The organism is Xanthomonas sp. WHRI 10207 (genome assembly GCF_040202975.1).
Classification (GTDB): domain Bacteria; phylum Pseudomonadota; class Gammaproteobacteria; order Xanthomonadales; family Xanthomonadaceae; genus Xanthomonas.
Genome location: NZ_JBEGDX010000002.1, coordinates 726,028 through 752,557 on the forward strand (window position 1 = coordinate 726,028; position 26,530 = coordinate 752,557).

The window sequence follows — 26,530 nt, forward strand, 5'->3', positions numbered from 1 at the left end:
ATGACAACGTTGGCACAAGCATACGTTCGATGACAGTTGCATGCGGAACGTAACCAAAATTTGACATGTGGTTACGCGTGGTTAATGGTTGAGAACGTACCGCAGCTGCCGCAACGGACGCGGCCTGGGAGGGGGCCCACTGCGCTGCATCCGTTCCCCACTCGGAGTTGTTACCGCATGAATTGCAAGTCCAGTCCACTCGCAGTCGCTGTCGTTGTTGCCTTGTCGTTTTCCGCTTCAACCGCAGTTGCGCAGTCGCAAGCTCCCACCCAGAAAACCCTCGACACGCTGATCGTGACCGGCACGCGCGTGGCCGACCGCACCGTGGCCGAATCGGCATCGCCGATCGACATCATCTCGCCACAGGCACTGGAATCGACCGGTACCACCGAGTTGGCTACCGCGCTGTCACGCGCGATCCCCTCGCTCAATTTCCCCCGGCCCGCCATCTCCGATGGCTCGGATGCGGTGCGTCCGGCACAGCTGCGCGGCCTGTCGCCTGATCAGGTGCTGGTGCTGGTCAACGGCAAGCGCCATCACAGCACCGCGCTGATCAATCTCAACGACACCCAGGGCCGTGGCTCGTCGCCGGCCGATCTCAACACCATCCCGATCGCGGCGGTGGAGCGCATCGAAGTGCTGCGCGACGGTGCGTCGGCGCAATACGGCTCCGATGCGATTGCCGGCGTGATCAACATCGTGCTCAAGGGCAGCGGTGAAGGCGGCAGCGTCAATGGCCGCTACGGCAAGTACAGCGCTGGCGACGGCGAGCAGTATCAGCTGTCCGGCGACGCCGGTTTCAGCTTCGCCGGCACCGGCAAGGTGCATCTGGCGGCGCAAGCCGGGCATTCGGATCAGACCAACCGCGCGTTGCCGTTCGGCGGCCGCGTGGAGCAGCGCTACGGCGACCCGGAAATCGACCAGGGCGCCATCTCATTCAATGGCCAATACAGCCCCACCGATTACCTGACCTTCTACTCGTTCGGCATGGTCAGCCGGCGCGAAGTGCTGTCCAACGGCTATTTTCGCTTTGCCGGCGACAACCGCAATCGCCCGGAAATCTATCCGGACGGCTTCCTGCCGCAGATCTACAACGTCAGCAAGGACGTGTCGTGGGTCGGCGGCTTGAAGACCTCCACCGAAGGCGGCTTGAACATCGATCTGAGCTACAACTACGGCCAGAACAATCTCACCTTCGATGTGCGCAACAGCTTGAACAACAGCCTGGGCGTGACCAGCCCGACCGACTTCCATGCCGGTACGCTGGAAGTCACCCAGAACGTGCTCAACGCCGACTTCACCAAGACCCTCGATTGGGGCCTGGCCTACCCGGTCACGCTGGCCTTCGGTGCGGAATGGCGCGGCGAGAAGTTCAACCAGTCGCCTGGCGATGCGGCCTCGTCGGCCAACGGCGGTATTCCGTCTGCAAACGGCGCGTTGATTCCTGGCGCGCAGGTGTTTCCGGGCTTCAAGCTCTCCGATGCCGGCTACTACAACCGCAACAGCCATTCGGCGTATGTGGATCTGGAAGCGGATCTGACCGAGAAGTTCTCGGCCGGCCTGGCCGGGCGCTACGAGAAGTACAGCGACTTCGGCGACACCGCTACCGGCAAGCTGTCGCTGCGCTACGCGTTCACCGACAAGGTGGCGCTGCGTGCTACCGCCTCCACCGGCTTCCGTGCGCCGTCGCTGCAGCAGCAGAACTTCCAGTCGATCGCCACGCAGTTTCTCAACGTGGCCCAGCCCAACGGCTCGGTGACGGCGATTCCGTTCGAGATCGGCACCTTCCGCACCGACAACCCGGCCGCCATCGCGCTCGGCGCCGAACCGCTGAAGGCCGAGGAATCCAAGAACTACGGCTTGGGCGTGGTGTTGCAGCCGGTCGAAAACCTGTACATCACCATCGATGCCTATCGCATCGATATCGACGACCGCATCGTGCTGTCGGAAAACCTGACCTCGGTCGCGGCACGCAACTATCTGCAGGCCAATGGCTTCCCGGGCATCGGCGGCGGGCGCTACTTCACCAATGCGGTGGACACCAAGACCCAGGGCGTGGATGCGGTCGGCACCTACCGTTGGAACCTGGATGGCGGTAGCGTGGAGCTGACCACCGGCTACAACTACAACAAGACCGACGTGGAGAAGATCGCCGACAACCCGGCAGCGCTGGTGGCGATCGACCCGAATGCGGTACGCATCGGCCGCGCGGAACTGGGCCGTATCACCGAAGGCACGCCGCGCGACAAGTTCTTCCTGGGCGGCACCTGGGCGCCAGGCAACTGGTCGTTCACCGGCACCGCGACGCGCTGGGGCGAGTTCAGCACCTTCGGCACCAACGCCGGCAGCGATCAGACCTACGCGGCCAAGTGGACGCTGGATCTGGCTGCTTCCTACAAGCTGGGCGCCTGGAACTTCACCGTCGGTGGCGACAACGTACTCAACGAGTATCCGGACCGTCAGGAAGCCGGGCTGGGCACGCGCACCTACCTGCCCTACAGCAGCGCCTCGCCGTTCGGTTTCAACGGTGCGTTGGTGTACGCCAACGTGAACTACAAGTGGTAATCGCAGGCGTCGGTCGCTAGCGACCGATGCTTCCCTTGCACGGCAGCGCAGTACAGCGCGTTGCCGACTGCAGCGGTCTTGCGCCTGCACTCTCGCGACTGGGAGTGCGGGCAATCGAATCTTCGTTTCGCCGCTTTCGCAAGGACGCCCCGCAAGGATGCACAACGCGCTGCATGGCGCGTTGCAGATCGCCGGTATTGCCACGCCTGCCGCTTTGCATCTGCAAAGACCCAACGTGCATGCCCGATCGCCCCACGCAGTTGTCTTCTCCCGGTTACACGCACTTCACCGCTGCGTCCTTCATCCCCTTTGAGCCTTGATTCCCATGCACACCTCCAACGCACTCTCGCTGGCGATTTCAGTCGCACTCACCGTCTGTTCGTTCGCTGCCAGTGCGCAGTCGCAATCGACCCCGCCGCAGAAAACCCTGGACACCCTGATCGTCACCGGTACCCGCGTCAGCGACCGCACGGTGGCCGAATCCGAATCGCCGATCGACATCATCACCGAGCAATCGCTGCAGGCTACCGGCGCCACCGACATCGCCACGGCGCTGGGCAAGCTGCTGCCGTCGCTGAACTTCCCGCGCCCGGCGATCTCCGATGGCAATGACGCCTCGCGCCCGGCCACCCTGCGCGGGCTGTCGCCGGATGCGGTGCTGGTGCTGGTCGATGGCAAGCGCTATCACACCTCTTCGCTGATCAACTACAACCCGTATGTCGGTCGCGGCTCGGCGCCGGCCGATCTGAACTCGCTGCCGATGTCGGCGATTGCGCGGATCGAAGTGCTGCGCGATGGCGCATCGGCGCAGTACGGCTCCGATGCCATCGCCGGCGTGGTCAACATCGTGCTCAAACACGGTGCCGCTGCGGGCAGCAACAGCATCTCGGTCAACGGCGGCATCATGGACAAGGGCGATGGCGAGCAGAACGGCATCGACGGTTCGGTGGGTCTGGCCTTCGGCGGCAGCGGCAGCGGCGGCGACACCGCGCCGGGCTGGGTGCGGCTGTCGTGGAACTACCAGAACACCATGAGCACCAATCGCGGCGAAAACACCAACCGCGCCACCACCGTGCCGGGGACGCCCAATCCGGGCGGTGTGCCGTATCAGCGCCATGGCGACCCGGCGTCCAACTTCTATCAGGGCCTGGCCGCATTCGGCTATGAGTTCTCGCCCAATGTGGAGCTGTACGGCCATTTGAGCATGAGCCGTCGCGAAGTCACTTCCAACGGCTATTACCGCGCCGCCGACAACACCGCGCGCAATGTGCAGGCGATCTATCCCAACGGCTTTCTGCCGCAGATCTACAACCCCACCAACGACCGCTCGGCCGTGTTGGGTCTGAAGGGCAGCACCGAGAACGAATGGAATTGGGACGTGTCGGCCACCTACGGCAAGAACGACATGACCTTCAACATCCTCAACAGCATCAACACCAATCTGTACTACACCACCGGCGCCTCGCCGACCAACTTCAACTCCGGCGGCTTCGAAACCGAGCAGGGTACGGTCAATGTCGACGTCAACAAGTCCTTCGACTGGGGCCTGGCGTATCCGGTCAATGTGGCCTTCGGTGCCGAGCACCGTCAGGACCGCTATGAGATCACCGCTGGCTCGCCGGCTTCGTACTTCTTCGATCCCAACACCATCAATCCCGACACCGGCGCGCCCTACCCCGGTGGCGCGCAGGTGTTCTCCGGCCTGGAGCCCTCGGTAGCCGGCCGCTTCGGTCGTCATAGCAATGCGGTCTACGCCAACCTGGAAGCGGACATCACCGACAAGCTCTCCGGCGGCATTGCCGGGCGCTTCGAAAACTACAGCGACGCCGGCTCCACGCGCTCGGGCAAGCTGTCGGCGCGCTACGCCTTCAGCGATACGTTCTCGTTGCGCGGCACCATCTCCAACGGCTTCCGCGCCCCGTCGCTGGCGCAACAGAACTACGCTTCGGTGGTCACGCTGATCCAGAACGGCGAGCTGGTGCAGGTCGGCACCTATCGCACCTCCGACCCGGTGGCTGTCGCATTGGGCGCCAGCCCGCTGAGCCCGGAAAAATCCACCAACTACGGCCTGGGCGGCGTGTGGCAGCCCACCGCCAACTTCACCTCCAGCCTGGACGTCTACCAGATCCGCATCTGGGACCAGATCCTGTATTCGGATCAGCTGCAGCTTGCGCAGCCGATCGGCCAGGTGGCGGCGGTGCAGTTCTTCGTCAACGGCGCCACCAGCCGCACCCGCGGTGTGGACTGGATCAACAGCTACCTCGCCGATCTGGGCAACTACGGCAAGCTCAATCTCAGCGCCAGCGCCAACTACAACAAGACCACCATCCTGGAGCTGTCCAACCCCAACTTCGGCCGCGCCAGCCAGGGCCTGCTCACCGATGCCACGCCGCGCACCAAGTACATGGCCGCCGCGGACTGGTCGATCGGCGGATTCGCGCTGAACTTCAACGCCACCCGCTACGGATCGATCAAGCGCATCAGCGACCCGGCCGATGGCAGCCAGGACCAGACCTATGACGCGCGCTGGTTGCTGAATCTGGCCGCCAGCCAGACCTGGGACGCGTTCACCTTCACCGTGGGTGCGGACAACATCACCAACCAGTACCCGACCAAGGCGCAGCTCACCACCGCCTACGACGACCGTGCCGGCGGCCTGCAGTATTCGTCGCTGTCGCCGTTCGGCTTCAACGGCCGCTACTGGTATGGCCGGGTCACCTATCGGTTCTGATTGGGGACGTGTATTGGCTGTTTAGCGCCCGCACTGATCGCAGACTGCGATCAGTGCGGGCGTGGTGCAGGCATCGCCGATCGCTTGGCGATGCCTGTCGCTGTCATCGCATCCACGCGTGTGCCAGTTCCTAACGCGCGGCTCGTGCAAGGCAACACGCGTTGCTTCACCACGACGCCGGCAAGGCATCCACGCCACGCAAATTGGCGCGGTCATTCCATGTCAGCGTCTCAGGTTGCTCCAGGCGCAACGCCGGCAACTGCTCCAGCAGTGCAGCAAGCGCTGCCTCCATTTCGATCAAGGCCAGCCGGTTGCCCAGGCAGTGGTGAATACCGCCGCCGAACGACAGCGCACGCCCTTGCTGTCGGCGGATATCCAGCACCTGCGGGTCGCTGAATTGCACCGGGTCGTGATTGGCCGCGCCCAGCATCAGATACACCATCTCACCTTCGCGCAACGCGCTCCCAGCGATCTCGAAATCCTGCAATACCGTGCGCGTAGCCATCTGCACCGAGCTGTCGTAACGCAGGCATTCGAGTACAGCATTGGGCAGCAAGGCCGGGTTCTGCTGTAGCAGCGCCAGCTGCTCGGGATGCCGATGCAGGGCGACCAGTGCATTGCAGATCATGTTGGACGTGGTTTCGTGGCCGGCGAAAAACAGCAGGATCACATTGGAGACGATCTCGTCGCTGCTCAGCCGCTGACCCTGATCCTCTGCACGAATGAAGCGTGAGATCAGATCGTCGCCATCGCTGCTTCGACGCGCTTCGATCACCGCATGAAAGTAGCTTTCCAACTGCAGATACGCCGCGCTGGTGGCTTCCAGCTCTTTGGGCGTCATCAACGGGTCGAACACCTTGGCCAGTGCGCTGGTGGCCTGCCCGACCGTGATGGCGTCGGCAGGATCGATGTCGAGCATGCGGCAGATGATGCTGATGGGCAGCGGAAACGCGAAGTCGCGCAACACATCGCACTGGCCCTGTGCGCGGAAGCCAGCAATCAACGCCGCAGCGGTATCGCTGGCCACCTGACGCATCGACTCCATCTGCCGCGCATTGAATGCCTGGGTCATCAGCCCGCGCAGACGCGTGTGCACCGGTGGATTGACCATCAGGAACATGCGGCTCATGCCCTGAAACAGCGGCATCTCCACAGCGGCCTCGCCATAGCGCAGACGGATACTCTGCAGATAATCGCGGCCGACGCGTCGGTCGCTGAGCAGGCTGTCGACCACCGCGTAGTGGCCGGTCATCAGGCGGCGTTCTGCCACCTCCACCAGCGGCCCTTCCGCGCGCAGGCGTGCATAGGTCGGATACGGGTCCTGACGAAATTGTTCTGTTGCGAAGTCGCTGAGATGCATGACCTGGGCTCGTGAGGCCTGATCGCGGGGGAAGCGATTGAGGCGTGGCATGGGGAGGGAGTGCAGACCGCTTGCGCGAAGCGACGCCTGGATTGTCAGCCGTCGTTGCGCATCTGCCTGACACAGGCGCGAAGCCGTGTCGTCAAACTTCAAACCCTGTGCGGCGGCGTCGTTGCGTCATCGCGCGTGCGCATCGATGACAGCGCGCAACCCTCTCCACGATTGCCGCGTTGCATGCGCAACGTCGCACGCGTTGCGCGTTGCGAGACACGCGCGTAGCCGCGTAGCGATCGATTCGCGCCTGTTGCAGCCGAGGGCCAGCGATGACGTACACAGGCAAACCACTGCCTGTGCCGGTCACCTGGGGACGTGCAATCGGCCATGGTTACGCGGCGCGTCGTCACGACGCTATTCAGCGCTGCGGCACAGTCGCAGTGCGCTGTCGATGGTGGCCGATGTCGATGGATGTGCTGTCCGGCGACGCCGCGGCCGCAGCGGTCCGTCGGTTGGCAGTGCTGGCATCGGTTCGAGCGACCCGCATCACCGTCACCAACGGATCGCCCCTCGCGGCCGCATGCGCTACGTGTCGCATCGCGTTAATCATGCGCTGTGTACTATGGGCGTCCGGCCAACCGGACCGCTCTGCGGCTCTGGTCCCCCGCGCCGGATTCCAGCACTTCATTCGCGATGCCCGCAGGCGCTGCCCGGCGCAGTTCGTTTGGCTGGTCACGCCGTTTCATCACTTCGGACACTCTCACAACGGATTGGAATGCACCACGACACCAGCCTCATCGACATCATCGCCGTCGGCCTCGCGGTCGCCTTCATCCTGGGCACGCTCGCGCAGAAGATGAAGCTCTCGCCGCTGGTCGGCTACTTGTTGGCTGGCGTCTGCGTTGGACCGTTTACACCGGGATTCGTGGCCGATCAGACCATGGCCAACCAGCTGTCCGAGCTGGGCGTGATGTTGCTGATGTTCGGGGTGGGCCTGCACTTCTCGCTCGAAGACCTGATGGAAGTGAAGTGGATCGCGGTGCCCGGTGCGCTGGCGCAGATCGTGGTGGCCACGCTGCTCGGCTGGGCGCTGGCCTGGAGCATGGGCTGGCCGTTGATTCATGGCCTGGTGTTCGGCCTGGCGCTGTCGGTGGCCAGTACCGTGGTGCTGTTGCGCGCGCTGGAAGAACGCCGCCTGCTGGACACCCAGCGCGGCCGCATCGCGGTGGGCTGGCTGATCGTCGAAGACCTGGTGATGGTGCTGGCCCTGGTGTTGTTGCCGGCGCTGGCGGATGCGCTCGGGACCGGTACGCCAGCTGCGCACGACGGCGCGTCCAGCTCGCTGCTGGCCGCGCTCGGGCTGACCTTGCTCAAGATGGTGGCGTTTGTCGCGGCGATGCTGGTGATCGGTCGTCGGGTGATTCCCTGGTCGCTGGAAAAAGTGGCTGCGACCGGCTCGCGCGAGCTGTTTACCCTGGCCGTGCTCGGTATCGCGCTGGGTGTGGCGTTCGTGTCGGCCACGTTGTTCGGTGTGTCGTTTGCACTGGGCGCGTTCTTCGCCGGCATGCTGCTCAAGGAATCCGAGCTCAGCCATAAGGCCGCCAGCGATTCGCTGCCGTTACGCGACGCGTTTGCGGTGCTGTTCTTCGTGTCGGTGGGCATGTTGTTCGACCCGATGATTCTGATCGCGCACCCGTGGCAGGTGCTGGCCACCTTCCTGACCATCACCGTGGGCAAGTCGCTGGCGGCGTTTGTGATCGTGCGCGCGTTCGGCCATCCCACCGGCACGGCGCTGACCATTTCCACCAGCCTGGCGCAGATCGGCGAATTTTCTTTCATCCTGGCCGGGCTGGGCGTGCAACTGGCGATCCTGCCGGAGACCGGGCGCGATCTGATCCTGGCCGGCGCGTTGTTGTCGATCGTGGCCAACCCGTTCCTGTTCTCGTGGCTGGACCGTTGGCAGGCCAAGCAGGCGCAGGATGCACCGGCCAAGGTGGAGCCGGAACTGCCGCCCGGCCCGCCATTGCCGGCCGACGGGCATGCCATCGTCATCGGCTACGGCCGCGTGGGCAGCGCGCTGGCGCAGCTGCTGCGCAGCCGTGGCGTGCCGGTACTGGTGATCGACGACAACGGCGACCATGTGGCCAAGGCGCATGCAGCCGGTATCCCCGGCATCCGTGGCAGCGCAGCGGCCGACCGCGTCCTGGCCGAAGCGCGCCCGGAGAACGCAAAAATCGCGATTCTGGCGATCCCGCAACCGCTGGAAGCCGGCGAAGCGCTGGCCAAGCTGCGCGCGATCAACCCGTCGCTGACTTTGCTGGCGCGCGCGCATAGCGATGCCGAGGTCAAGCATCTGCTCGAACACGGCGCCGACGGCGCAGTGCTGGCCGAACGCGAACTGGCCTACTCGCTTGCCGAAATGGTGATGTCCACGCCGCCGTACCGTGCGTTGAACGTGCCGGCGTCGTAAGCCACAACAATCCGGTGCTGGCTGGCACCTGCAGTCAGCGCGCCATGGCAATCCTGAGTTCGGGCTGCACGCATACGCATGGCGCGCCACTGTGCGATGCGGTTCCTGCGCCATCGTGCAGCTGCGTGAACCTTTGCGCCGCCTCGCAGACACCGCCTCCCCTAGGTCCCTGCCGCAGGCGACGGTCGGCGGGCGCGACAGCGTGCGCCTTATTCAGACCTGAAACATCCAGCGCGACCTGCCTTCGGAGCGCGACCGGGGAACGGAAAACTGCCGCACCCAACACACTTGATAATCATTCCCATCAAGAGCAGGATGAGCGCCCGTTTCCTTGGCAGCCTCTTCCATGGCGTATGCGGTTGGCATTCTGAATGCATTGCCCAGCGTGCAGCTGTGCGAGCTGCTGGGCCGCATTGGCTATGGGTTTGTGGTGCTGGATCTGGAGCACGTGCTGCGCGCGCCGGACGAGCTGGAACACGCGATCCGCGCCTGTGAGCTGTCCGGCTGCGAGGCGTGGGTGCGGGTGCCGGAGGTGGACGACAAGCTGATCGGCCGGGTGCTGGATGCCGGCGCGCGCGGCATCGTGGTGCCGCGTGCCGAATCGGCGCAGCAGATGGCACGCGCCGTCGCCGCGGCGCGGTTCCCGCCGCTGGGCCAGCGCGGGATCACCGGCGGCCGCGTCACCGGCTTCGGCAACGTCGATCTGCCCACGTATATCGCCCAGGCCAACCGCGATATCCGCATCGTGCCGATGATCGAAAGCGCCGCCGGCGTTGCCGCGCTTCCCGAGATTCTCGCTGTGCCCGGCGTGGCCCTGGTGATGGAAGGCGCGCTCGATCTTGCACTGGACCTGGGCCTGGGACCGCAGCCCACGCATGCACAGGTGTGGGACTTGCTGCTGCAGCTGCACGCGCACTGCCGCGCCGCCGATGTGCCGTTTTGCCCCAATCCACGCACCGATGCGCAACGCGCGCACTGGCTGCAACAACCGGATCTGCGCTGGCTACTCGCCGGCGAAGATCGCGCCCTGATTCAACGCGCGCTGCGCGGCCATCTGGCCACCTTCGACGCGCCCGCCTCCCTACCCGCTTGCAGGAGCACGCCGTAGATGTCGCCGATCCGTTTGCACACCCTGACCCTCGCCATCGCGGCGGCCTGCTGCGGTCTGCCGCAGGTGGCGCTTGCCACTGATGCGCCGGCTGCCAATGAAGCCACTGTCGTCGATGGTCAGACACCGATCCGCGCACTGGACGCGATCCAGGTGCAGGGCAGCCTGCTCGGCCGTTCGAAGCCGGATGACGTGCAACGTTACGCGGGCAGCCGCCAGGTGATCGATCGCGAGCAGCTACGCACTGGCGGCAATCGTTCGCTCGACGATGCACTGCAACGTGTGCCGGGCATCAAGATCTTCGACGAAACCGGCACCGGCGCACTGCCGCAGATCATGTTGCGCGGGCTGTACGAAAGTCGCAGCGGCCGCGTGCAGGTACTCGAAGACGGCATCCCGCTGGCGCTGGCGCCGTATGGGCAGACCAGCTTGTCGTTGTTTCCGGTGGGTCTGAATCAGATCGATCGCATCGACATCGTGCGCGGCGGCGCAGCCGTGCAGTACGGGCCGAACAATGTGGGCGGGGTGATCAATCTGGTCAGCAAGGAGATTCCCAGCGAGTGGAGCACCACGCTGGCGCACAAGGTCACTGCCGGCGGCCAGGGCCAGTTTCTGCAGGACAGCGCGCTGAGCAGCGGCGGCTATCTCACCGACAATTTCGGTCTGCAGGTCGATGCCAATCGCACCTGGGGCGAGTATTGGCGTGCGCATAGCGATACCGACATCAGCAATCTGCGCGTGCGTGCGGAGTGGTGGCTGGACGACACCAAGTTGATCAAGGCCAGCGTGCAGCGGTATCTGGTGGACATGGATCTGGCCGGTGCGCTCAGCCCGGACGATTATCGGCGCGACCCGCGCAAGTCCACGCGCCCGCTGGATAGCTTCAACGGACGCACCACGCGTGCATCGTTGAGCTATGAGCAACTCTTGGGCGATTGGGGGCCGATGAGGGACGTTCGGTTGTCCTGGACCAATTTCAGCGCGCGCAGCAGCCGTAATTTCATCGTCGGCATGCGTCAGGCCGCCACCGAAACCTGGCGCTCGGACCTGCCGCCGCAACTGCGCCAGACCGCGCCGCGCGACTTCCGCGTGGTGGGCAGCGAGCCACGGCTGAACTGGAGCATGGGCGAGGCCGGCGGCGTGCGTCAGCAGTGGACCGCCGGCGTGCGCGCGGTACGCGAGGACATCGATTTCCTGGTTGGCAACCTGCGCTTGCGCGATGGCCTGTTCACCAGCGTGCGCGATTGGCAGTTCGAAGACCGTGCGTTGGCCGCCTATGTGAGCAATGCGATCACGCTGCCGGACGAGCGCATCACCATCACCCCCGGATTGCGCTACGAGCGCCTGGATTCGCGCTATTTCAACCGCACCACCGGGGTGAGCACGCTCAACCAGACCCGCGACGTGCTGCCCGGCCTGACGGTCGGTTTCCAGGCCAACGCGCAATGGTTCTTCTATGCGGACGGGCAGCGCTCGATGCGCGCGCCGCAGGTCACCCAGATCATCTTCGGCAACAATCTGGATGCCGAGCTGGCGTGGAATTACGAAGCCGGCACACGCTATCAACCCAATGACCGTACCCGCATCCAGGTCGGTGGCTACCTGATCGACTTCGATCAACAGATCCAACTGGACAACACCACCCGCGTGTTCCGCAATCTGGGCAAGACCCGCCATCAAGGTGGCGAGGTGGAACTGCAATGGAGCCCGGAACAGCTGCGTGCGCTCACCCTCAACGCAGGCTACGCGTACCTGGATGCCAGCCAGGAATCGGGGGCGTTCCGCGGTTTCCGTGTGCCCTACACCTCGCGCAATCAGATCACCCTGGGCGGCAACTACGCGCTCGGTCATACCACTGTCGCGCTCTCCGGCTACTACTTCAGCAAGGCCTTCAGCGATGCGGCCAACACCGTGCAGGAGAACGCTATCGCCTCGGTGGGCCAGTTGCCCGCCTACATGGTCTGGAACACGCAGGTGAGCCATACCTTGTTCGAACGCGATGGACAAAAATTCAGCGCGTCGCTGGCGATCAACAATCTGTTCGACCGGCAGTACTGGTTCCGCGGCGTGGACACCAGCCCATGGGGCCGTCAGGCCGCACCCGCACGCACGTTCACTGCAGGTCTGGAGTACACGTTCTAACCGCGGTGCGCGCGGTAGGCGGTAGCAACCAGCAAGTGCTACTCGCGCAGTTGCTCGTCGCCGCCACGCGCACCTGATCGAGGGTTGCACCGTTTTATCAGCGTCACGCTGCACGGAGCAGCAGCACCATACGACCGATGTACAGGGGCATCGGTCGCACACGACGGCAACGGCGATCCCGCTGTGGCCGTCGCCGGAATATGGCGTGCACGAAGCACGCTTAAGCGCCGCAGCACGCGGCATTGCGATCACTGCATCGCAGGCCACCCAACGCCGATCATGGCGCCAGGCAGCCCGTTTCAGTACCGGTTTTCCCACCGCCCTGTCGAACGAGAACTGCCATGACTGCGACATCCGCTGCACCGTTGGTGATCCTCACCCATGTCTGCCACCCGGCCATCACCGACGGCTTTTTGCCGGCCGCGCACGCGCAAGGCGTTCCGGTGTGGTTGCTGACCGACCATCGCCTCGATCACCTGGCCCATTTCCGCGACCACCCTGCGCAAGCGCCGCAGCGGGTGATCGAATGCGATGTCTTCAATCCGCTGGGCGTGCTGGATGTTCTGCATGACGCCGGCATTGCGCCGCGCGCGGTCTTCAGCAACAGCGATCATCTGCAGACCAGCACCGCACTGGTGGCCGCCGGCTTTGGGCTGCCGGGCAAGGACTGGCAGGTGTGTTACGCCGCCAAGAACAAGGCGGAGATGCGGCAACGCCTGCGTGCACGCGGCCTGCCCTGCCCGTGGTTCTGCACGCTGACGTCGGGCGCCGCAGTGCCAACGGATATCCCCTGGCCGGTAGTGGCCAAGCCGCGCGAAGGCGTGGCCAGCCTGGATGTACGCCACTGCGCCGATGCTGCGCAATTGCAAAGCTATCTGGACGATCTGTGGCAACGCCACCCGCAGCGCACCGTGTTGCTGGAAGGCATGTTGCACGGACCGCTGTTCACGCTGGAAACGCTGGGCGATGGGCACACGCTGCACGCCATCGGCGGTTTCAAGGTGCGGCTGTCGCCACCGCCGCATTTTGTCGAATGCGAAGCCCAGTGGGATGCGCATGTACAAACGCCGGTGATTGCGCAGGCACTGCAGCAGCTGCGCGCCTTCGGCGTCGGATTTGGGCTATGCCATAGCGAATTCATCCTCACCGCCGATGGCCCGGTGCTGGTGGAGATCAACTACCGCAGCATCGGCGACCGCCGCGAGTTTCTGCTCGACGGCATGTTCGGCGGGCAATGGTTCAACGCTGCGCTGGCGCCGCATCTGGGCCAACCGTTGCCGCAGCTGCGCAGCGACCGCGCGCATGCCTTGCTGCGCTATTACGTGGCCGAGCGCGACGGCGAGCTGGTCACCGCCAGCGAAGACCGCCGTCATCACGATGCGCACAGCGACGTGCAGTACCGGCGCATGCGTGCACCGGGCGAACGCATCCAGCTGAGCCATTCCAACAAGGATTACCTGGGCGTGTTGAGCGCCGTGGCCAGCGATGCACAGGCGCTGCAACAGGCCGTGGTGCATGCCGAAGCGGGCCTGCATTGGCGCATCGATAACGCGCAGGTGCGCGCATGAGCAGCACCGCCGACCAGCGCTACATCGCCACCCGCATCATCGATGCCTGCCTGCGCGAGGACCTGCGCGCGATCGTCAGCCGTGGCACGCCAGCCACGCCCGACGCGAGCGTATTGGCCGCGTGGACCGACCCCAGCCCGGTGGACGGCTGGTGGCGCATCGCGCATCTGCCCAACGGCACGCTGTGGTTGCCGATCCATCGCCACGGCGTGCTGCAGGACATCAGCGCCTGCGGCGATCGCTGGATCGTGCAGGGTTCCGAGGCTGCGTATGTCGAACAGGGCGCGCGCGCATGGCTGCAACGCATGAGTGCCGAACTGGATGTGGAAACGCAGGAACTGCACCGTGCCTACGCCGACGAAGCCGAGTGCGCCGCCGCGCACCGTGGTCTTGCGCAACAGGCCTATGCCGCGCAGGCGCCCGCATTGGCCAAGGCGCTGCAGCATGACGATGCCGCCGAACGCGCGTACCGCTGCGACCAGCTGGCCAGCTACCGCGATCATCCGTTCTACCCCACCGCACGTGCCAAAGCCGGCCTGGACGCAGACGAACTGCGCCACTACGCACCGGAGTTTGCGCCTACCTTCGCGCTGCGCTGGCTGGCGATTCCGCGTGCACTGGCCAGTTGCACCAGCGCGCCGCCAGAGGCGTTATGGCCGGACTTCGCTACCCTGGGCCTGCCGCCCGCGCTCGCCGCGACGCACATCGCCTGGCCGGTGCATCCGCTGGTTTGGGAGCGTCTGGAACAGCCGGGCTTCGCGCTTCCACCCGGGACGTTGCGCGCACCGCAGGCCTGGCTGGAAGTGCGCCCCACCCTGTCGGTGCGCACGCTGGTGCCGCTGCAGCATCCGCATCTGCATCTCAAGCTGCCGATCCCGATGCGCACGCTGGGCGCATTGAATCTGCGCCTGATCAAACCTTCTACGCTATACGACGGGCACTGGCTGGAGCGCGCGCTACGCCGTATCGACGCGCACGACCCCGCATTGCAGGGACGTTGCGTGTTCGTCGACGAGTCCCATGGCGGGCATGTCGGCGACACCCGGCATCTGGCCTATCTGGTGCGGCGTTATCCGCCGCTGGACGCCGCCACGCTGGTCCCGGTGGCCGCGCTATGCGCGCCGATGCCCGATGGCCGGCCGCTGGCACTGCATCTGGCCGACCGGTTCGCGCACGGCGACGTGCAGGCCTGGTGGCGCGAATACACCGAACTGTTGCTGGCAGTGCATCTGCGTCTGTGGCTGCGCTACGGCATAGCGCTGGAAGCCAATCAACAGAACAGCGTGCTGGTCTATGCGCACGGCCAGCCCACGCGCCTGTTGATGAAGGACAACGACGCCGCGCGGATCGCCATGCCGCAATTGCGCGCGCAGCTGCCGGACATCGAGACCCTGGGCGCGCTGCAGGACGCACGGATCGCGGTGAACGAGACACACGCGCTGGCGCAGATGTTTTGCACCATCGTGCTGCAACTGGATCTGCAGGCGATCCTCGAAGGTCTGGCCGACTGGCAGCCGGCTTTGCGCGCGCCGCTGGCTGCGCAACTGCAGGACCAGGTTGTGCAGACGCTGTCAACGCTGGATGCCGATGGCATCGACACCGCGCCCGCGCGGCGCCTGCTGGCCGCACCACGGTTGCCGGTGAAGTACCTGCTCAGCGCCGGCAGCCTGCTCAGCAAGCAGCTCACCGGTGCGACCGATATCAACAAGTTCTACGGCGACAGCGCGCCCAATCCGTTCGGCACCACGTTTGCGCACACACAGCCGCAGCCGCGTCGCCATGCCGGTGGTCAGCGATGAAACGCATCCTCGCCCCGGTGCTGGCGGCCCACTATCTGGCGGCCTTCACCGCCCTGGGTATGCCGCTGTTTCTGCCGCAAGTTCTGGCCGAATTGGCGCCCACCGCGGCGGTGGGCTGGAGCGGCGTGCTGTATGTGTTGCCCACCTTGTGCACAGCGTTGACGGCGAGTACCTGGGGGCGACTGGCCGACCGCTACGGACGCAAACGCTCGTTGCTGCGCGCGCAACTGGGGCTGGCATTGGGCTTTGCGATTGCCGGCTTCGCACCCTCGCTGACCTGGCTGGTGATCGGCCTGATCGTGCAAGGCACCTGCGGGGGCTCGCTGGCGGCAGCCAATGCATATCTGGCCAGCCAACCGCAGGCCGGCCCCTTGGCGCGCGCACTGGACTGGACGCAGTATTCGGCGCGGCTGGCGATGGTCAGCGCACCGGCGTTGCTGGGGCTGGCCCTCGCCTTGGGTCCGGCGCAGTCGCTCTACCGCGCGCTCGCGTTGCTGCCATTGCTTGCCTTTGCATTGACCTGGCGGTTGCCGGCGGATCAGCCCAACGCGCGTCCACGTGCATCTGCGACGACGTCATCAGCTACCGAACCTGCAACACGCCCTCTGCCCACCACAGCATCGTTGTGGCCGGCCTTGTTGCTCGCGCAGTTTCTGTTCTGCTTCGCGATGGTGGTGACGTTTCCGTATTTCATTCCCTACGCGCTTGCACGCGGCGCCGGTCACGACGCGCTTGCCGGCCTGCTCTACAGCCTGCCGCATCTGGTCTATCTGGTCGTGTTGCCGTGGTGGCGGCGCGGCGATGGCGAGGCATGGCTGATCCCGGGGCTGCTGCTGTTTGCGCTGGCCTGCCTATGGCAGGCGCTGTTGCACGACGCCGTCGCGCTGGCGGTGGCGCGGCTGCTGTTCGGCGTTGGCATGTTGTTCGGCCTGCGCGGGCTCAATCGCAGCCTGGCGCTGGTCGCCAGCGGCCACGGCGCTGGCCGCCTGTTCGGCCGTTTCGATGCCTGTGGCAAGTGGGCCGGCGTGGCCGCTGGCGCCGCAGCCGGTGCGCTGGCCCAGGCCGCCGGCCCCGCTCTTCCTTTCCTGGCCGCTGCCGTGGCTGCGGCTGGCGCTGCGCTCACCGTTGCGGTGCGCTTTCCTTCAAGGAGAACTGCCGATGTCGCTGCACACGATGCATGACCCCTGGTACGACAGCATGGCCGATGCACAGGCCTGCAGTTGCTGGTTGAACTGCTACCTGCGCGAGTTTGCCATCCCGCAACGCGCAGCCGATTTCGATTACCGCGGGCTGGATCGCCCTGGGCCGCGCATGGCCGAGCAACGTTGGCTGCGCATCGACCTGGGCGATAGCGGCGCGGTGTGCGTGCGCATTGCCTACGCAGACCGTTTGGGCCGCTGCCGCTTCGCGTCCACACCGTTTCTCAAAAGTGCCGGCCAACCGTGGCACGCGCTCGACGCGCATGCGTTGGCGCGCTGCCTGCTGCAATCGCTGGGCAGCACGCAGGCGGTCAATCCGGAGCTGCTTGCGCAAAGCGCCAACAGCGTGGCGATCACTGCGGCGATGTTGCGCCAGGCACACCGCACCGCACCCACCGGCGATGCGATGATCGATGCCGAGCAATCAATGCTGTGGGGACACGCGCTGCATCCCACACCGAAAAGCCGCGAAGGCGTGGCGCTTGACCACGTGCTCGCCTGTGCACCGGAAGCGCGTGCGGAATTTCAGTTGTTCTGGTTCCGTATCGACTCACGCCTGCTGCGCGTGCAAGGCAAGGACGTGCGCGCCAGCCTGAGGCAGCTGTCCGGCAGCGACGATCTCTACCCCTGCCATCCGTGGGAGGCGCAACGCCTGCTCGACGACCCGTTACTGCGCACCTTGCAAGCGCGCGGATGGATCACGCCGGTCGGCCTGCACGGCGACGCACTACGGCCAACGTCATCGGTGCGGACGCTGTATCACCCGCAGCTGGATTACTTTCTCAAGTGCTCGGTGCATGTGCGGCTGACCAATTGCGTCCGCAAGAATGCGTGGTACGAACTGGAAAGTGCGGTCGCGCTGACCGACCTGCTGGCGCCCAGCTGGCAGGCACTGGCGGCGCAGGTACCGGGCTTCGACGTGATGCTGGAGCCCGCGGCCACGTCGCTGGATGTCGCGCAGATCGACCGCGCCCTGCACGATGCCGACCCGCAGGCCGCACGTGCGTTGTCCGAAAGTTTCGGCATCCTGTATCGCAAGACCATTCCTGCTGCGCAACGCGCACGTTGGCAGCCGCAGGTGGCCGCCGCCCTGTTTACCTGCGATGCGCAGGGCAACAGCGCGTGTGCCCAGCGCTTGCAGGCGCTGAGCAGCGCACAGAGGGACCGCCACGCCGCCACGCTGCTGTGGTTCCGCGCCTATGCAGCCCTGTTGTTGGATGGCGTGTGGAGCGCGCTGTTCCAGCATGGCATCGCGCTGGAACCGCATCTGCAGAACACCGTGATCGGCTTTGCCGACGGCTGGCCGACGCGCGTGTGGATTCGCGACCTGGAAGGCACCAAGCTGCTGGCCCACCATTGGCCGGAAAGCCGCTTGCAGGGTGTGGGCGAACGTGCGCGGCAATCGCTGTACTACACGCCGGAACAAGGCTGGAACCGCGTTGCCTACTGCGCGCTGGTGAACAATCTGGCGGAAGCCATCTTCCATCTGACCGAAGGCGATGGCGTGCTGGAAGTGCGGCTGTGGCAGTGCGTGGGCGAGCTCGCCGCACGCTGGCAACAACGCCATGGCGCGCAGCCGGCGCTGCAAGGCCTGATCGACGGCGCCCCACTGCCGGGCAAGAACAATCTCGGCACGCGCCTGCTGCAACGGGCCGATCGTCAGTCCGACTACACCCCATTACCCAACCCGATTGCACACATCGCCACCGCGCGGCAGGTGGCCGCATGAGCCTGCGCATCGACACCGCCGCAGTGATCCACGCGCTGCCGCAGCTACGGGCGAGCAGCGATGGCCCGCTTTGCGCGTACCTGTACGATTTGGCCGCACTGCACGCGCATGCGGCCTGGATGCGCGCGCAGCTGCCGGCGCAGTGCGAGCTGTTCTATGCGGCAAAAGCCAATGCAGAACCGCAGATCCTGCAGACGCTCGCTCCGCATGTGGATGGCTTTGAAGCCGCGTCCGGTGGCGAACTGGCCTGGCTGCACGCGCAGCAACCGCGGGCAGCGCTGCTGTTTGGCGGGCCGGGGAAACTCGACAGCGAGCTGGCCCAGGCCGCTGCCCTGCCCGACTGCACCGTGCACGTGGAAAGCATCGGCGAGCTGCAACGGCTGGCCGCCATCGCGGCAAACGCCGGCCGCTGCGTCCCGGTGTTTCTGCGCATGAACATCGCCGTGCCCGGCGCCCAGAGCACGCGGTTGATGATGGGCGGGCAGCCCTCGCCATTCGGCCTGGACCCGCAGGACCTGGACGCTGCCATGCAGCTACTAAGTGTCAGTCCGTCGCTGCGACTGGAGGGCTTTCATTTCCATCTGATGTCGCATCAACGCGATGCCGGCGCGCAACTGCATCTGGTTGCTGCGTACTTGCGCACCGTGCAGCAATGGCGGCAGACCTATGCGCTCGGGCCGTTGCGGGTCAATGCAGGCGGCGGCTTCGGCGTGGATTATCTGGCGCCGGAGTCCTCCTTCGACTGGGCCGGTTTCTGCGCCGGGCTGCCCGCGTTGCTGCACGAACACGGCAGTGCGCTGCGTCTGCGCCTGGAACCGGGCCGCTACGTCAGCGCCAGCTGCGGTTGGTACCTGATGGAGGTGCTGGATCTCAAGCGCAGCCACGGCGATTGGTTTGCGATCGCCCGCGGCGGCACCCATCACTTCCGCACACCGGCCGCGCAAGCGCACGACCACCCATTCCGCGTACTGCGCGGGACGCACGCGCCGGTCATCAGCGACACCCCGGTGACCTTGGTCGGCCAGCTCTGCACGCCCAAGGACGTGCTGGCGCGCAACCAACCCGTCGCCGCACTGGCCCCGGGCGACTGCCTCGCGTTTCCGCTGGCCGGCGCGTACGCCTGGAATATTTCGCACCAGCAGTTCCTGATGCATCCGCCGCCGCAGCGGGTGTTTTTGCCGTCGATCGACTGAAAGCACCTAACAAAAGGACTGTGCTCACCGCCGGGCGGGCGCGGCCGATGATCGGTGCAGCATGGACCACGCGTACACTCCGGTTCCTCCGCACCGTCCACACCCATCTGACGACTGCTCGCTCCGTTTTGTTGGCCGCTCTGAAGGCGACTCAGCGAGTATGTAGGCCCTGCGCGTGCAGATGTTTCGCGCGCAGGCAACAGCTTGCACAATCGCTCCGCAACTCAGCTACGCGTGCGGCACTGCGTCCGTCACTTCAACCACGCTTTTCGATCGCCGCCACCGGCACCCGAATATCGGCGCGCAGAATCGCTTCGGGTGTTTCTTCCGGATCGTCCAGATACAGGTAATGCAGCGGTGCATCGCGCAGCAGGTAGCCGCTGCCGGGCAGCCAGGCGGCCAATAGCTGGTCCAGCGCATCTTCCAGCGCGGCATACGAACCCACGTGGCGTAGGACAGCGTGCGGTCCACCATCAAGACGGCGCAACTGCAGCGGCGCTGCTGGCATGACCACTGCGTCGAAGCCCACACCGCATTCGAACAGATGCGCGTGCGCCGGAACGTCGCGGTGATCGCTCAGCGGCAATCCCACCAGACACTGCAGGCTGTCGACGATGCCGGCGCGCGCCGCCCAGGCCACAATCCGGCCGAAGCCGCGATCCAGGTCGTCGAACGCGCCGCGCTTGCGTAGCACCACCAATTCGAATGGCTCCAGCGTCTGCACGCTAACCTGCAGCGGTGCTGACGGGCTGTTTGCCAACGTTGCCGGCGTCGATAACTGCTGCAGCTTGCTGGCACGCAATGCGGGCGCCGAGCGCAAGACGGTGGGACTGGCCTGCAGTGCGCTGCGGCAGGCACGCGCCAGCGCCTGAGGTGTCTGGTAACCGACTGCGAGCGCGACCTCGGTCACCGACGCATCGTCGCTGCCCAACAGATGCAGGGCTTGACTCAACCGCAAGCGTGCCACGGTGTGGCCCACGGCCTCACCGGTCAGGGCGCGATAGACCCGATGGAAGTGATACGGCGACTGGTGCGCGATGCCTGCCAATTCGGCCAGATCCGGCAATGCGGCGCCGTTGCGAATGCTGGCCTGCAGATGCGCGATGACGCGCTCCACGCAGCGTTGCCAACTGCTAACTGCTAACTGCTGAGTCTGCTGCATGCATGGTGTTGGCTCCCTGGTGACGGCATCAGCATCGACTGCATCGCGTGCCGGCGCGGTCCCGATCTTGCGGAATGTTGCACCCCATTGGACAGCGTGCGGCTCAACCCAGCCACACCGCCAGCATCACCAGCACCGCGGTTTCGGTCAGTTCCACCAGCGCGCCGCAGGTATCGCCCGTCATGCCGTCCAGGCGCTGCATGCAGGCGCGGCGCCATAGAACGAAGACCACTGCGGCAGTGCCGAGGCACAGAGCCGCGATCGCCATACCGGCAGCGATGCAGACCATGGTCGCCAGTATCAACGCCAGCCACAAGCTTGTGCGTGGTGCGGCGACCAGCGCACTGCCAATGCCGACAGCGCGCACATATGGCGTGGTCAAGAACGCCGCCACTACCGCGGCACGTGACAGCAACGGCGCCAGCCACAGCGCACCCGGTGCGTGCGGCAGCAATGTGGCCAGTGCGGCGCATTTGAGCAGCAAGACCAGCACCACGGCGGTCACTGCCATCGGTCCGCTGGTGGGGTCTTTCATGATCGCCAGCGTGCGTGCGCGGTCGCCCATGCCGCCGACCCAGGCGTCGGTCATGTCGGCCAGCCCGTCCAGGTGCAGGGCGCCGGTCAGCCAGGTCCATGCGCTCAACAGCAATGCCGCGCCCAGCAGTGGCGCGACATCGCGCAGGCACCACGCCAGGCCACACAGCACCCCACCGAGCAGCAGACCGACCGCCGGATACCACGGCAACGAACGTGTCTGCACGCCCGCCCGGGCGAACACCGCACCGGGCACCGGAATGCGGGTCAGGAATCCGATCGCCGCGAGCAGCCCATCGATCATCCGGCGTCGTGTGCAGACTGCGGTGCTGCTGCCGGCACAGATGGCAGCGCTGCGGCAACGCCGTTGGCCGGTGGCCAGGCCAGCGGATGCAGCGAGGCGTGCGGCACCGCCAGCTCGGTCATGCGGCCGAATCCGTTGCCGGCCACCATGCAGTGCACTGCACGGATGGCACCGCCATGGGTGACCACCAGCACGCGACGCGCCGGGTAGGTGGCGACCACCGCATCCAGCGCCGCGGCGAGCCGCGCACAGAACGCCTCGAACGGTTCTGCCTGCGGCGGCGGGTGGCGCAGCGGGTCGGCCCAGAAGCGGCCAAGCGCTTCGCCTTCGTCGCGATCGATCTCGGCCACCGGCACGCCTTGCCAGCGGCCAAAGTGATACTCACGCAGCCGTGCGTCCAGCTGCAGCGGCAAGCCGCGCGCGTCGGCCAGTTCAGTAGCGAAGGCTGCGCAGCGCTGCAAGGTGGACGACACCACCACCTCCCATTCGCCCTCGGCGGTGGCCGCGCGCAATTGCTGCCAACCCAGCTCGGTGAGCGGGTCGTCGAGCTGGCCGCGATAGCTGCGCTGCCCGGTGTCGCCGTGCCGCAGCAAGGTGATCTGCGTGCTCATGCGTCTGACACTCCCGCTTCGGCAAAAGTGGCCATGCCGTTGTGCAAGGCGCAGGCACTGCGCAGCAGTGGAATCGCCACCGCTGCGCCGCTGGCTTCGCCCAGACGCAGGTCCAGTTGCAGCAACGGCTCGGCATCCAGGGCGCGTAGCAAGGCGGCGTGGCCGCGCTCCTGTGAGCGATGTCCGAACAGCAGCCATTCGCGCACACCGGGATTCAGACGAGTGGCCACCAGCGCCGCAGCGGTGGTGATGAAGCCATCTACCAGCACCGGAATGCCGGCCTGCGCGGCGGCGATATACGCGCCGACCAGGGCGGCGATCTCGAACCCGCCGAGCCGGCGCAACCGTTCCAGCGGCGTGGCGGCGTCGGCGTGCAAGGCCAATGCGCGGCTGATCACCGTTGCCTTGTGCGCGATGCCTTCGGCATCCAGGCCGGTGCCGGCGCCGGCCATCGCCTGCGGAAACTGCGACAACAGCGCGCAGCCTAATGCGGCAGCGGCGGTGGTGTTGCCGATGCCCATTTCACCGCCGACAAACAACTGCGTGTCGCAACTTTTGGCCTGCGCGATGCTCTCCGCACCGGCGGCCAGCGCGTCGCGCAACTGGCTGGGCGTCATTGCCGGTTGCTCGCAGATGTTGGCGCTGGAGGGTGCGATCCAGGCGCGACGTACGCGCGGCAACTCGCCGGGGTCGTTGACCACGCCCAGGTTCACCACTTCCAGACGCGCACCGAGTTCGCGCGCCAACACCGCAATGGCCGCACCGCCGCGTGCGAAATTGCGCACCATCTCGCCGGTGACCGCCTGCGGAAACGCCGACACGCCTTCGGCGGCAACGCCATGGTCGGCCGCGTACACCGCAATCCACACGCGCTGCACGGTCGGCTGCGCGTTGCGCTGCCAGGCCGCCAACTGCACGGCCAGTTGCTCCAGCCGGCCCAATGCGCCGGGCGGTTTGGTCAGTTGTTCCTGCCGTTCCAGCGCAGCCGCGCGCACGCGCGCATCCGGCACTGCGCATGCGGCAAAGATCCAGTCGCTACTCACAGCTGTTCTCCCTTCAACACCATCGGCAAACCCGCCACGACAAACACCACACGCTCGCACTGTAGCGCCAATGCCTGATGCAGCCGGCCGGCTTCGTCGACGAAACGACGCGTGAGTTCGCCCAGTGGCACGATGCCCTGCCCCACTTCGTTGCTGACCAGTACGATCTGCCCAGGCAACTGCGGCAGCGTTGCGAGCAGTGCGTCGCGTTCGCGCGCAAACGCGCCCGCATCCGGGTGGCCCAGCAAGTTGCTCAGCCACAGCGTCAGGCAATCGACCAACACGCAGCGATCGGGTGCGGCCAGCGCCTGCAGCGTCGCGGCCAATGCAATGGGTTCTTCCACGCACTGCCAATGCGGCGGGCGCTGGCTGCGGTGATGGGCGATGCGTTGCTGCATTTCGTCATCGAATGCCTGCGCGGTGGCCACATAGCACACGTGCTCGGCCGCGCTGGCGGCGAGGCGTTCGGCCAGTGCGCTCTTGCCCGAGCGCGCGCCACCCAGAATCAATTGCCGCATGCCGGCTCCTTGCTGGTGAGCCGCGTCAGCACGGCGGTGTCTAAATGCGTGTGCACCGCATCGGCAAGACGGTCGAGCGTGGCCTCGCGCAACGCAGCCAGATCCAGCGGCGTTGCCTGCGCCAGGCCGGCCCATGCGAGTAACGCGGCCAGTGCCTGCGGGTGATCGAAGATGCCGTGCAGATAGGTGCCCAGCACCTGGCCGTCGTCGGAGATGGCGCCATCGCTGCGGCCATCGTCCAGTTGCACCAGCGGCCGCGCCAACGCAGCGCCGGTGCTGATTCCGCAGTGAATTTCATAGCCGCTGGCAGCCGCATCGCCCAGCGCCAGCCGCCCGTGTACGCGATGCAAGTGCTTGTGCTGGTGCAACTGCGTGTCCAGTGCCAGCCAGCCCAACCCGGCACTGCTGCCGGCCGGGCCTTCGATGCCATCGGGGTCGTGGATCTGCTCGCCCAGCATCTGCAGGCCGCCGCAGATCCCGAGCAGCTTGCCGCCATAACGCAGGTGGCGTGCGATGGCGGTGTCCCAGCCATGCGCGCGTAGCCACTGCAGATCCTGGCAGGTCGCCTTGCTGCCCGGCAGCACGATCAGGTCGCAGGGCGGTGGCATCTGGCCCGGGCCGACCAGTTGAACATCCACCTGCGGATGCGCCAGCAAGGCATCGAAATCGGTGTGGTTGCTGATCCGCGGCAGCACCGGCACCACCACGCGCAGCTGCGCGTGCGGCTTGTGCAGCGCCTGCCGTGGCAGCGCATCTTCGGCCTCCAGCTGCAGGCCGTGCAGATACGGCAACACGCCGAGCACTGGCTTGCCGGTCTCGCGCTCCAGCCAGTCCAGACCCGGTTGCAACAGCGCCAGATCGCCACGAAAGCGGTTGATGACAAACCCGGCAACGCGTGCGCGTTCGCTCTCCGCCAGCAAGGCCAAGGTGCCGACCAGATGCGCGAACACGCCGCCACGGTCGATGTCGGCAATCAGGATCACTGCGCAATCCACTGCCTCGGCATAGCCCATGTTGGCGATATCGTTGGCGCGCAGATTGATCTCCGCCGGGCTGCCGGCGCCTTCCACCAGCACCACCTCGAAACGCTCGACCAGCCGTGCGTGCGAGGCCAACACCGCGGCAAGCGCGGTGGCCTTGTAAGCGTGGTAGCCCACCGCATCCAGCGTGGCGACCGGGTGCCCATGCACGATCACCTGCGCCCCGGTGTCGCTATTGGGTTTGAGCAACACCGGGTTGAAGTCGGTGTGCGGCTCCAGCCCGCAGGCTTGCGCCTGCACCGCTTGCGCGCGACCGATCTCGCCACCATCGACGGTGACCGCCGAGTTCAGCGCCATGTTCTGCGGCTTGAACGGTGCCACCGCCACACCCTGGCGATGCAACCAGCGGCATAGCGCGGCCACCAGCGTGCTCTTGCCGGCATCGGAGGTGCAGCCCTGCACCATCAACACGCGTGCGCTCACGCCAACACCTCGCCCAGTGCCGCATCCAGGCGTGCTTCGGCGGCCGCATCGGGCGGCAGGCCGAAGCGCAGGCTGGCCGGGGTATCGAACAGGCGGGTCAGGATGCCGCGTTGCGCCAGCGCCGCATGCAACACCACCGCATCGTCGCGCCGACACCATTGGAAAAACGCAGTGCCTGCGGTGGGTGTGATCGCGTGGCCGCGCAGCAGCTGCGCAAGCCGTTGCGATGCCCCATGCAGGCGTTCGCGGGCCTGCGCGTGCCACTGGGTATCTGCCAACGCCTGCTGCAGCGCCCAGCGGGTGGGGCCGCTCACCGTCCATGGCCCCAACTGCTCGCGCAGTGCATCCAGCAGCTGCGGCTGCGCGCACACAAACCCGGCCCGCGCACCGGCCATGCCGAAGAACTTGCCGACCGAGCGCAGCACGATCAAGCCAGGCTGCGGCGTCTGCGCGCACACGCTGTCGTGCGGCGTGGCATCCATGAAAGCTTCGTCGATCACCAACCAACCGCCGCGTGCTGCCAGACGCGCATGCAGCTGCAACAGCACTTCGCGATCGAAGGTCTCTGCGCCTGGGTTATTGGGATGGATCAGCACCACCACATCGAAGGTCTCCGCCGTCTGCAGCAACGGCCCCGCCGGCAGCGGCACGACGGTGTGGCCGGCGCGTCGCCACGCGTGCGTATGTTCGGCATACCCCGGCGCCAGCACGCCCACCCGGCTGCGGCTGCGCAACAGCGGCAAGGCCTGAATCGCCGCCTGCGAACCGGCGACCGGCAATACGTGCGGCGCGCCGTAATAGGCTGCGGCGCTCTCGGCCAGACCATCGTCGTCTTCCGGCAGGCGCTGCCACGCCTGCTCCGGGATGGCAGGCACGGGCCAAGCGAACGGACTCACCCCGGTGGACAGATCCAGCCAGTGCGACAACGCAATCCCGTAGGTCTGCGCGGCGCGGCGCAACCGGCCTCCGTGTTCAAGCATGAGCGACTCCACGAGATGGTGCGTGACTGCACAGAGATTGCTGATGGTCGACGCAGC

General features: G+C 66.0%; 18 protein-coding genes and 1 other RNA gene. 11 read left to right on the forward strand and 8 right to left on the reverse strand.

The window, feature by feature from the left end; all coding sequences use genetic code 11:
* Window positions 1–177 precede the first annotated feature (177 nt).
* Together ABQU90_RS08760 and ABQU90_RS08765 are read left to right on the forward strand one after the other, a co-directional pair.
* The gene (locus ABQU90_RS08760; protein ID WP_323522380.1) at window positions 178–2,565 is read left to right on the forward strand and encodes a TonB-dependent receptor plug domain-containing protein; all 2,388 of its coding nucleotides are present in this window, start codon (window positions 178–180) and stop codon (window positions 2,563–2,565) included.
* 325 nt (window positions 2,566–2,890) lie between these two features.
* The gene (locus ABQU90_RS08765) at window positions 2,891–5,296 is read left to right on the forward strand and encodes a TonB-dependent receptor plug domain-containing protein (protein ID WP_323522379.1); all 2,406 of its coding nucleotides are present in this window, start codon (window positions 2,891–2,893) and stop codon (window positions 5,294–5,296) included.
* Between the two features lie 166 nt (window positions 5,297–5,462).
* On the opposite strand, the gene ABQU90_RS08770 is transcribed toward ABQU90_RS08765, so the two are convergent.
* Window positions 5,463–6,656, reverse strand: coding sequence for a cytochrome P450 (locus tag ABQU90_RS08770; protein ID WP_323522378.1), 1,194 nt, complete (start codon window positions 6,654–6,656; stop codon window positions 5,463–5,465).
* A 769-nt stretch (window positions 6,657–7,425) separates the two neighbouring features.
* Here ABQU90_RS08770 and ybaL point away from each other — a divergent pair.
* The 9 genes from ybaL (at window position 7,426) to ABQU90_RS08815 (ending at window position 19,995) form a co-directional block, all read left to right on the forward strand.
* Complete coding sequence (gene ybaL, locus ABQU90_RS08775) at window positions 7,426–9,120, forward strand: YbaL family putative K(+) efflux transporter (protein WP_055849022.1); 1,695 nt, start codon at window positions 7,426–7,428, stop codon at window positions 9,118–9,120.
* Between the two features lie 346 nt (window positions 9,121–9,466).
* Window positions 9,467–10,228 carry an HpcH/HpaI aldolase family protein gene (locus ABQU90_RS08780; protein ID WP_323522408.1) on the forward strand — a complete coding sequence of 254 codons (762 nt, stop codon included), beginning with the start codon at window positions 9,467–9,469 and terminating at the stop codon, window positions 10,226–10,228.
* Window positions 10,229–12,370 (forward strand): TonB-dependent receptor family protein, encoded by a 2,142-nt coding sequence (locus ABQU90_RS08785; RefSeq protein ID WP_323522377.1) that lies wholly within the window; start codon window positions 10,229–10,231, stop codon window positions 12,368–12,370. It abuts the gene before it with no gap.
* A gap of 341 nt (window positions 12,371–12,711) precedes the next feature.
* The gene (locus ABQU90_RS08790; RefSeq protein ID WP_323522376.1) at window positions 12,712–13,938 is read left to right on the forward strand and encodes a siderophore biosynthesis protein PvsA; all 1,227 of its coding nucleotides are present in this window, start codon (window positions 12,712–12,714) and stop codon (window positions 13,936–13,938) included.
* Window positions 13,935–15,737 carry an IucA/IucC family protein gene (locus tag ABQU90_RS08795; protein WP_323522375.1) on the forward strand — a complete coding sequence of 601 codons (1,803 nt, stop codon included), beginning with the start codon at window positions 13,935–13,937 and terminating at the stop codon, window positions 15,735–15,737. Before ABQU90_RS08790 ends, ABQU90_RS08795 begins: the two co-directional genes overlap by 4 nt.
* Window positions 15,734–16,918, forward strand: a complete 1,185-nt coding sequence (locus ABQU90_RS08800) for an MFS transporter (protein WP_323522374.1) — start codon at window positions 15,734–15,736, stop codon at window positions 16,916–16,918. The genes ABQU90_RS08795 and ABQU90_RS08800 overlap by 4 nt, the downstream gene beginning before the upstream one ends.
* Window positions 16,896–18,665, forward strand: coding sequence for an IucA/IucC family protein (locus tag ABQU90_RS08805; protein WP_323522373.1), 1,770 nt, complete (start codon window positions 16,896–16,898; stop codon window positions 18,663–18,665). Before ABQU90_RS08800 ends, ABQU90_RS08805 begins: the two co-directional genes overlap by 23 nt.
* Entirely contained in the window at window positions 18,662–19,858 is a 1,197-nt protein-coding gene (locus ABQU90_RS08810; protein WP_323522372.1) for a type III PLP-dependent enzyme, read from the forward strand. The genes ABQU90_RS08805 and ABQU90_RS08810 overlap by 4 nt, the downstream gene beginning before the upstream one ends.
* 61 nt (window positions 19,859–19,919) lie before the next feature.
* A non-coding RNA gene (locus ABQU90_RS08815) (sX9 sRNA) lies at window positions 19,920–19,995 on the forward strand.
* Window positions 19,996–20,114: 119 nt separating this feature from the next.
* On the opposite strand, the gene ABQU90_RS08820 is transcribed toward ABQU90_RS08815, so the two are convergent.
* The 7 genes from ABQU90_RS08820 to cobD all read right to left on the reverse strand — a co-directional run bounded on the left by ABQU90_RS08820 (window position 20,115) and on the right by cobD (window position 26,473).
* Window positions 20,115–21,020 (reverse strand): AraC family transcriptional regulator, encoded by a 906-nt coding sequence (locus tag ABQU90_RS08820; protein ID WP_323522371.1) that lies wholly within the window; start codon window positions 21,018–21,020, stop codon window positions 20,115–20,117.
* 103 nt (window positions 21,021–21,123) lie between these two features.
* Window positions 21,124–21,858, reverse strand: coding sequence for an adenosylcobinamide-GDP ribazoletransferase (locus ABQU90_RS08825; RefSeq protein WP_323522370.1), 735 nt, complete (start codon window positions 21,856–21,858; stop codon window positions 21,124–21,126).
* A complete protein-coding gene (locus tag ABQU90_RS08830) occupies window positions 21,855–22,469 on the reverse strand; it encodes a histidine phosphatase family protein (RefSeq protein WP_323522369.1) in 615 nt (204 codons plus the stop codon). Before ABQU90_RS08830 ends, ABQU90_RS08825 begins: the two co-directional genes overlap by 4 nt.
* Entirely contained in the window at window positions 22,466–23,512 is a 1,047-nt protein-coding gene (cobT, locus tag ABQU90_RS08835; protein WP_115562687.1) for a nicotinate-nucleotide--dimethylbenzimidazole phosphoribosyltransferase, read from the reverse strand. The genes ABQU90_RS08830 and cobT overlap by 4 nt, the downstream gene beginning before the upstream one ends.
* On the reverse strand, window positions 23,509–24,030 hold the full coding sequence (gene cobU / locus ABQU90_RS08840) for a bifunctional adenosylcobinamide kinase/adenosylcobinamide-phosphate guanylyltransferase (RefSeq protein ID WP_323522368.1): 522 nt from the start codon (window positions 24,028–24,030) through the stop codon (window positions 23,509–23,511). Before cobU ends, cobT begins: the two co-directional genes overlap by 4 nt.
* Window positions 24,018–25,493 carry a cobyric acid synthase gene (locus ABQU90_RS08845; protein ID WP_323522367.1) on the reverse strand — a complete coding sequence of 492 codons (1,476 nt, stop codon included), beginning with the start codon at window positions 25,491–25,493 and terminating at the stop codon, window positions 24,018–24,020. The genes cobU and ABQU90_RS08845 overlap by 13 nt, the downstream gene beginning before the upstream one ends.
* The gene (gene cobD / locus ABQU90_RS08850) at window positions 25,490–26,473 is read right to left on the reverse strand and encodes a threonine-phosphate decarboxylase CobD (protein ID WP_323522366.1); all 984 of its coding nucleotides are present in this window, start codon (window positions 26,471–26,473) and stop codon (window positions 25,490–25,492) included. Before cobD ends, ABQU90_RS08845 begins: the two co-directional genes overlap by 4 nt.
* Window positions 26,474–26,530 lie beyond the last annotated feature (57 nt).

What these genes read in the sequence shown, in the direction of transcription:
- ABQU90_RS08830 (WP_323522369.1), bottom strand. Translation starts at nt 22,469, where the DNA reads ATGAGCACGCAGATCACCTTGCTGCGGCACGGCGACACCGGGCAGCGC.
- ABQU90_RS08790 (WP_323522376.1), top strand. Translation starts at nt 12,712, where the DNA reads ATGACTGCGACATCCGCTGCACCGTTGGTGATCCTCACCCATGTCTGC.
- ABQU90_RS08785 (WP_323522377.1), top strand. Translation starts at nt 10,229, where the DNA reads ATGTCGCCGATCCGTTTGCACACCCTGACCCTCGCCATCGCGGCGGCC.
- cobU (WP_323522368.1), bottom strand. Translation starts at nt 24,030, where the DNA reads ATGCGGCAATTGATTCTGGGTGGCGCGCGCTCGGGCAAGAGCGCACTG.
- ABQU90_RS08760 (WP_323522380.1), top strand. Translation starts at nt 178, where the DNA reads ATGAATTGCAAGTCCAGTCCACTCGCAGTCGCTGTCGTTGTTGCCTTG.
- ABQU90_RS08810 (WP_323522372.1), top strand. Translation starts at nt 18,662, where the DNA reads ATGAGCCTGCGCATCGACACCGCCGCAGTGATCCACGCGCTGCCGCAG.
- ABQU90_RS08765 (WP_323522379.1), top strand. Translation starts at nt 2,891, where the DNA reads ATGCACACCTCCAACGCACTCTCGCTGGCGATTTCAGTCGCACTCACC.
- cobD (WP_323522366.1), bottom strand. Translation starts at nt 26,473, where the DNA reads ATGCTTGAACACGGAGGCCGGTTGCGCCGCGCCGCGCAGACCTACGGG.
- ABQU90_RS08820 (WP_323522371.1), bottom strand. Translation starts at nt 21,020, where the DNA reads ATGCAGCAGACTCAGCAGTTAGCAGTTAGCAGTTGGCAACGCTGCGTG.
- ABQU90_RS08795 (WP_323522375.1), top strand. Translation starts at nt 13,935, where the DNA reads ATGAGCAGCACCGCCGACCAGCGCTACATCGCCACCCGCATCATCGAT.
- ABQU90_RS08800 (WP_323522374.1), top strand. Translation starts at nt 15,734, where the DNA reads ATGAAACGCATCCTCGCCCCGGTGCTGGCGGCCCACTATCTGGCGGCC.
- ABQU90_RS08780 (WP_323522408.1), top strand. Translation starts at nt 9,467, where the DNA reads ATGGCGTATGCGGTTGGCATTCTGAATGCATTGCCCAGCGTGCAGCTG.
- ABQU90_RS08770 (WP_323522378.1), bottom strand. Translation starts at nt 6,656, where the DNA reads ATGCATCTCAGCGACTTCGCAACAGAACAATTTCGTCAGGACCCGTAT.
- ybaL (WP_055849022.1), top strand. Translation starts at nt 7,426, where the DNA reads ATGCACCACGACACCAGCCTCATCGACATCATCGCCGTCGGCCTCGCG.
- ABQU90_RS08805 (WP_323522373.1), top strand. Translation starts at nt 16,896, where the DNA reads ATGTCGCTGCACACGATGCATGACCCCTGGTACGACAGCATGGCCGAT.
- ABQU90_RS08825 (WP_323522370.1), bottom strand. Translation starts at nt 21,858, where the DNA reads ATGATCGATGGGCTGCTCGCGGCGATCGGATTCCTGACCCGCATTCCG.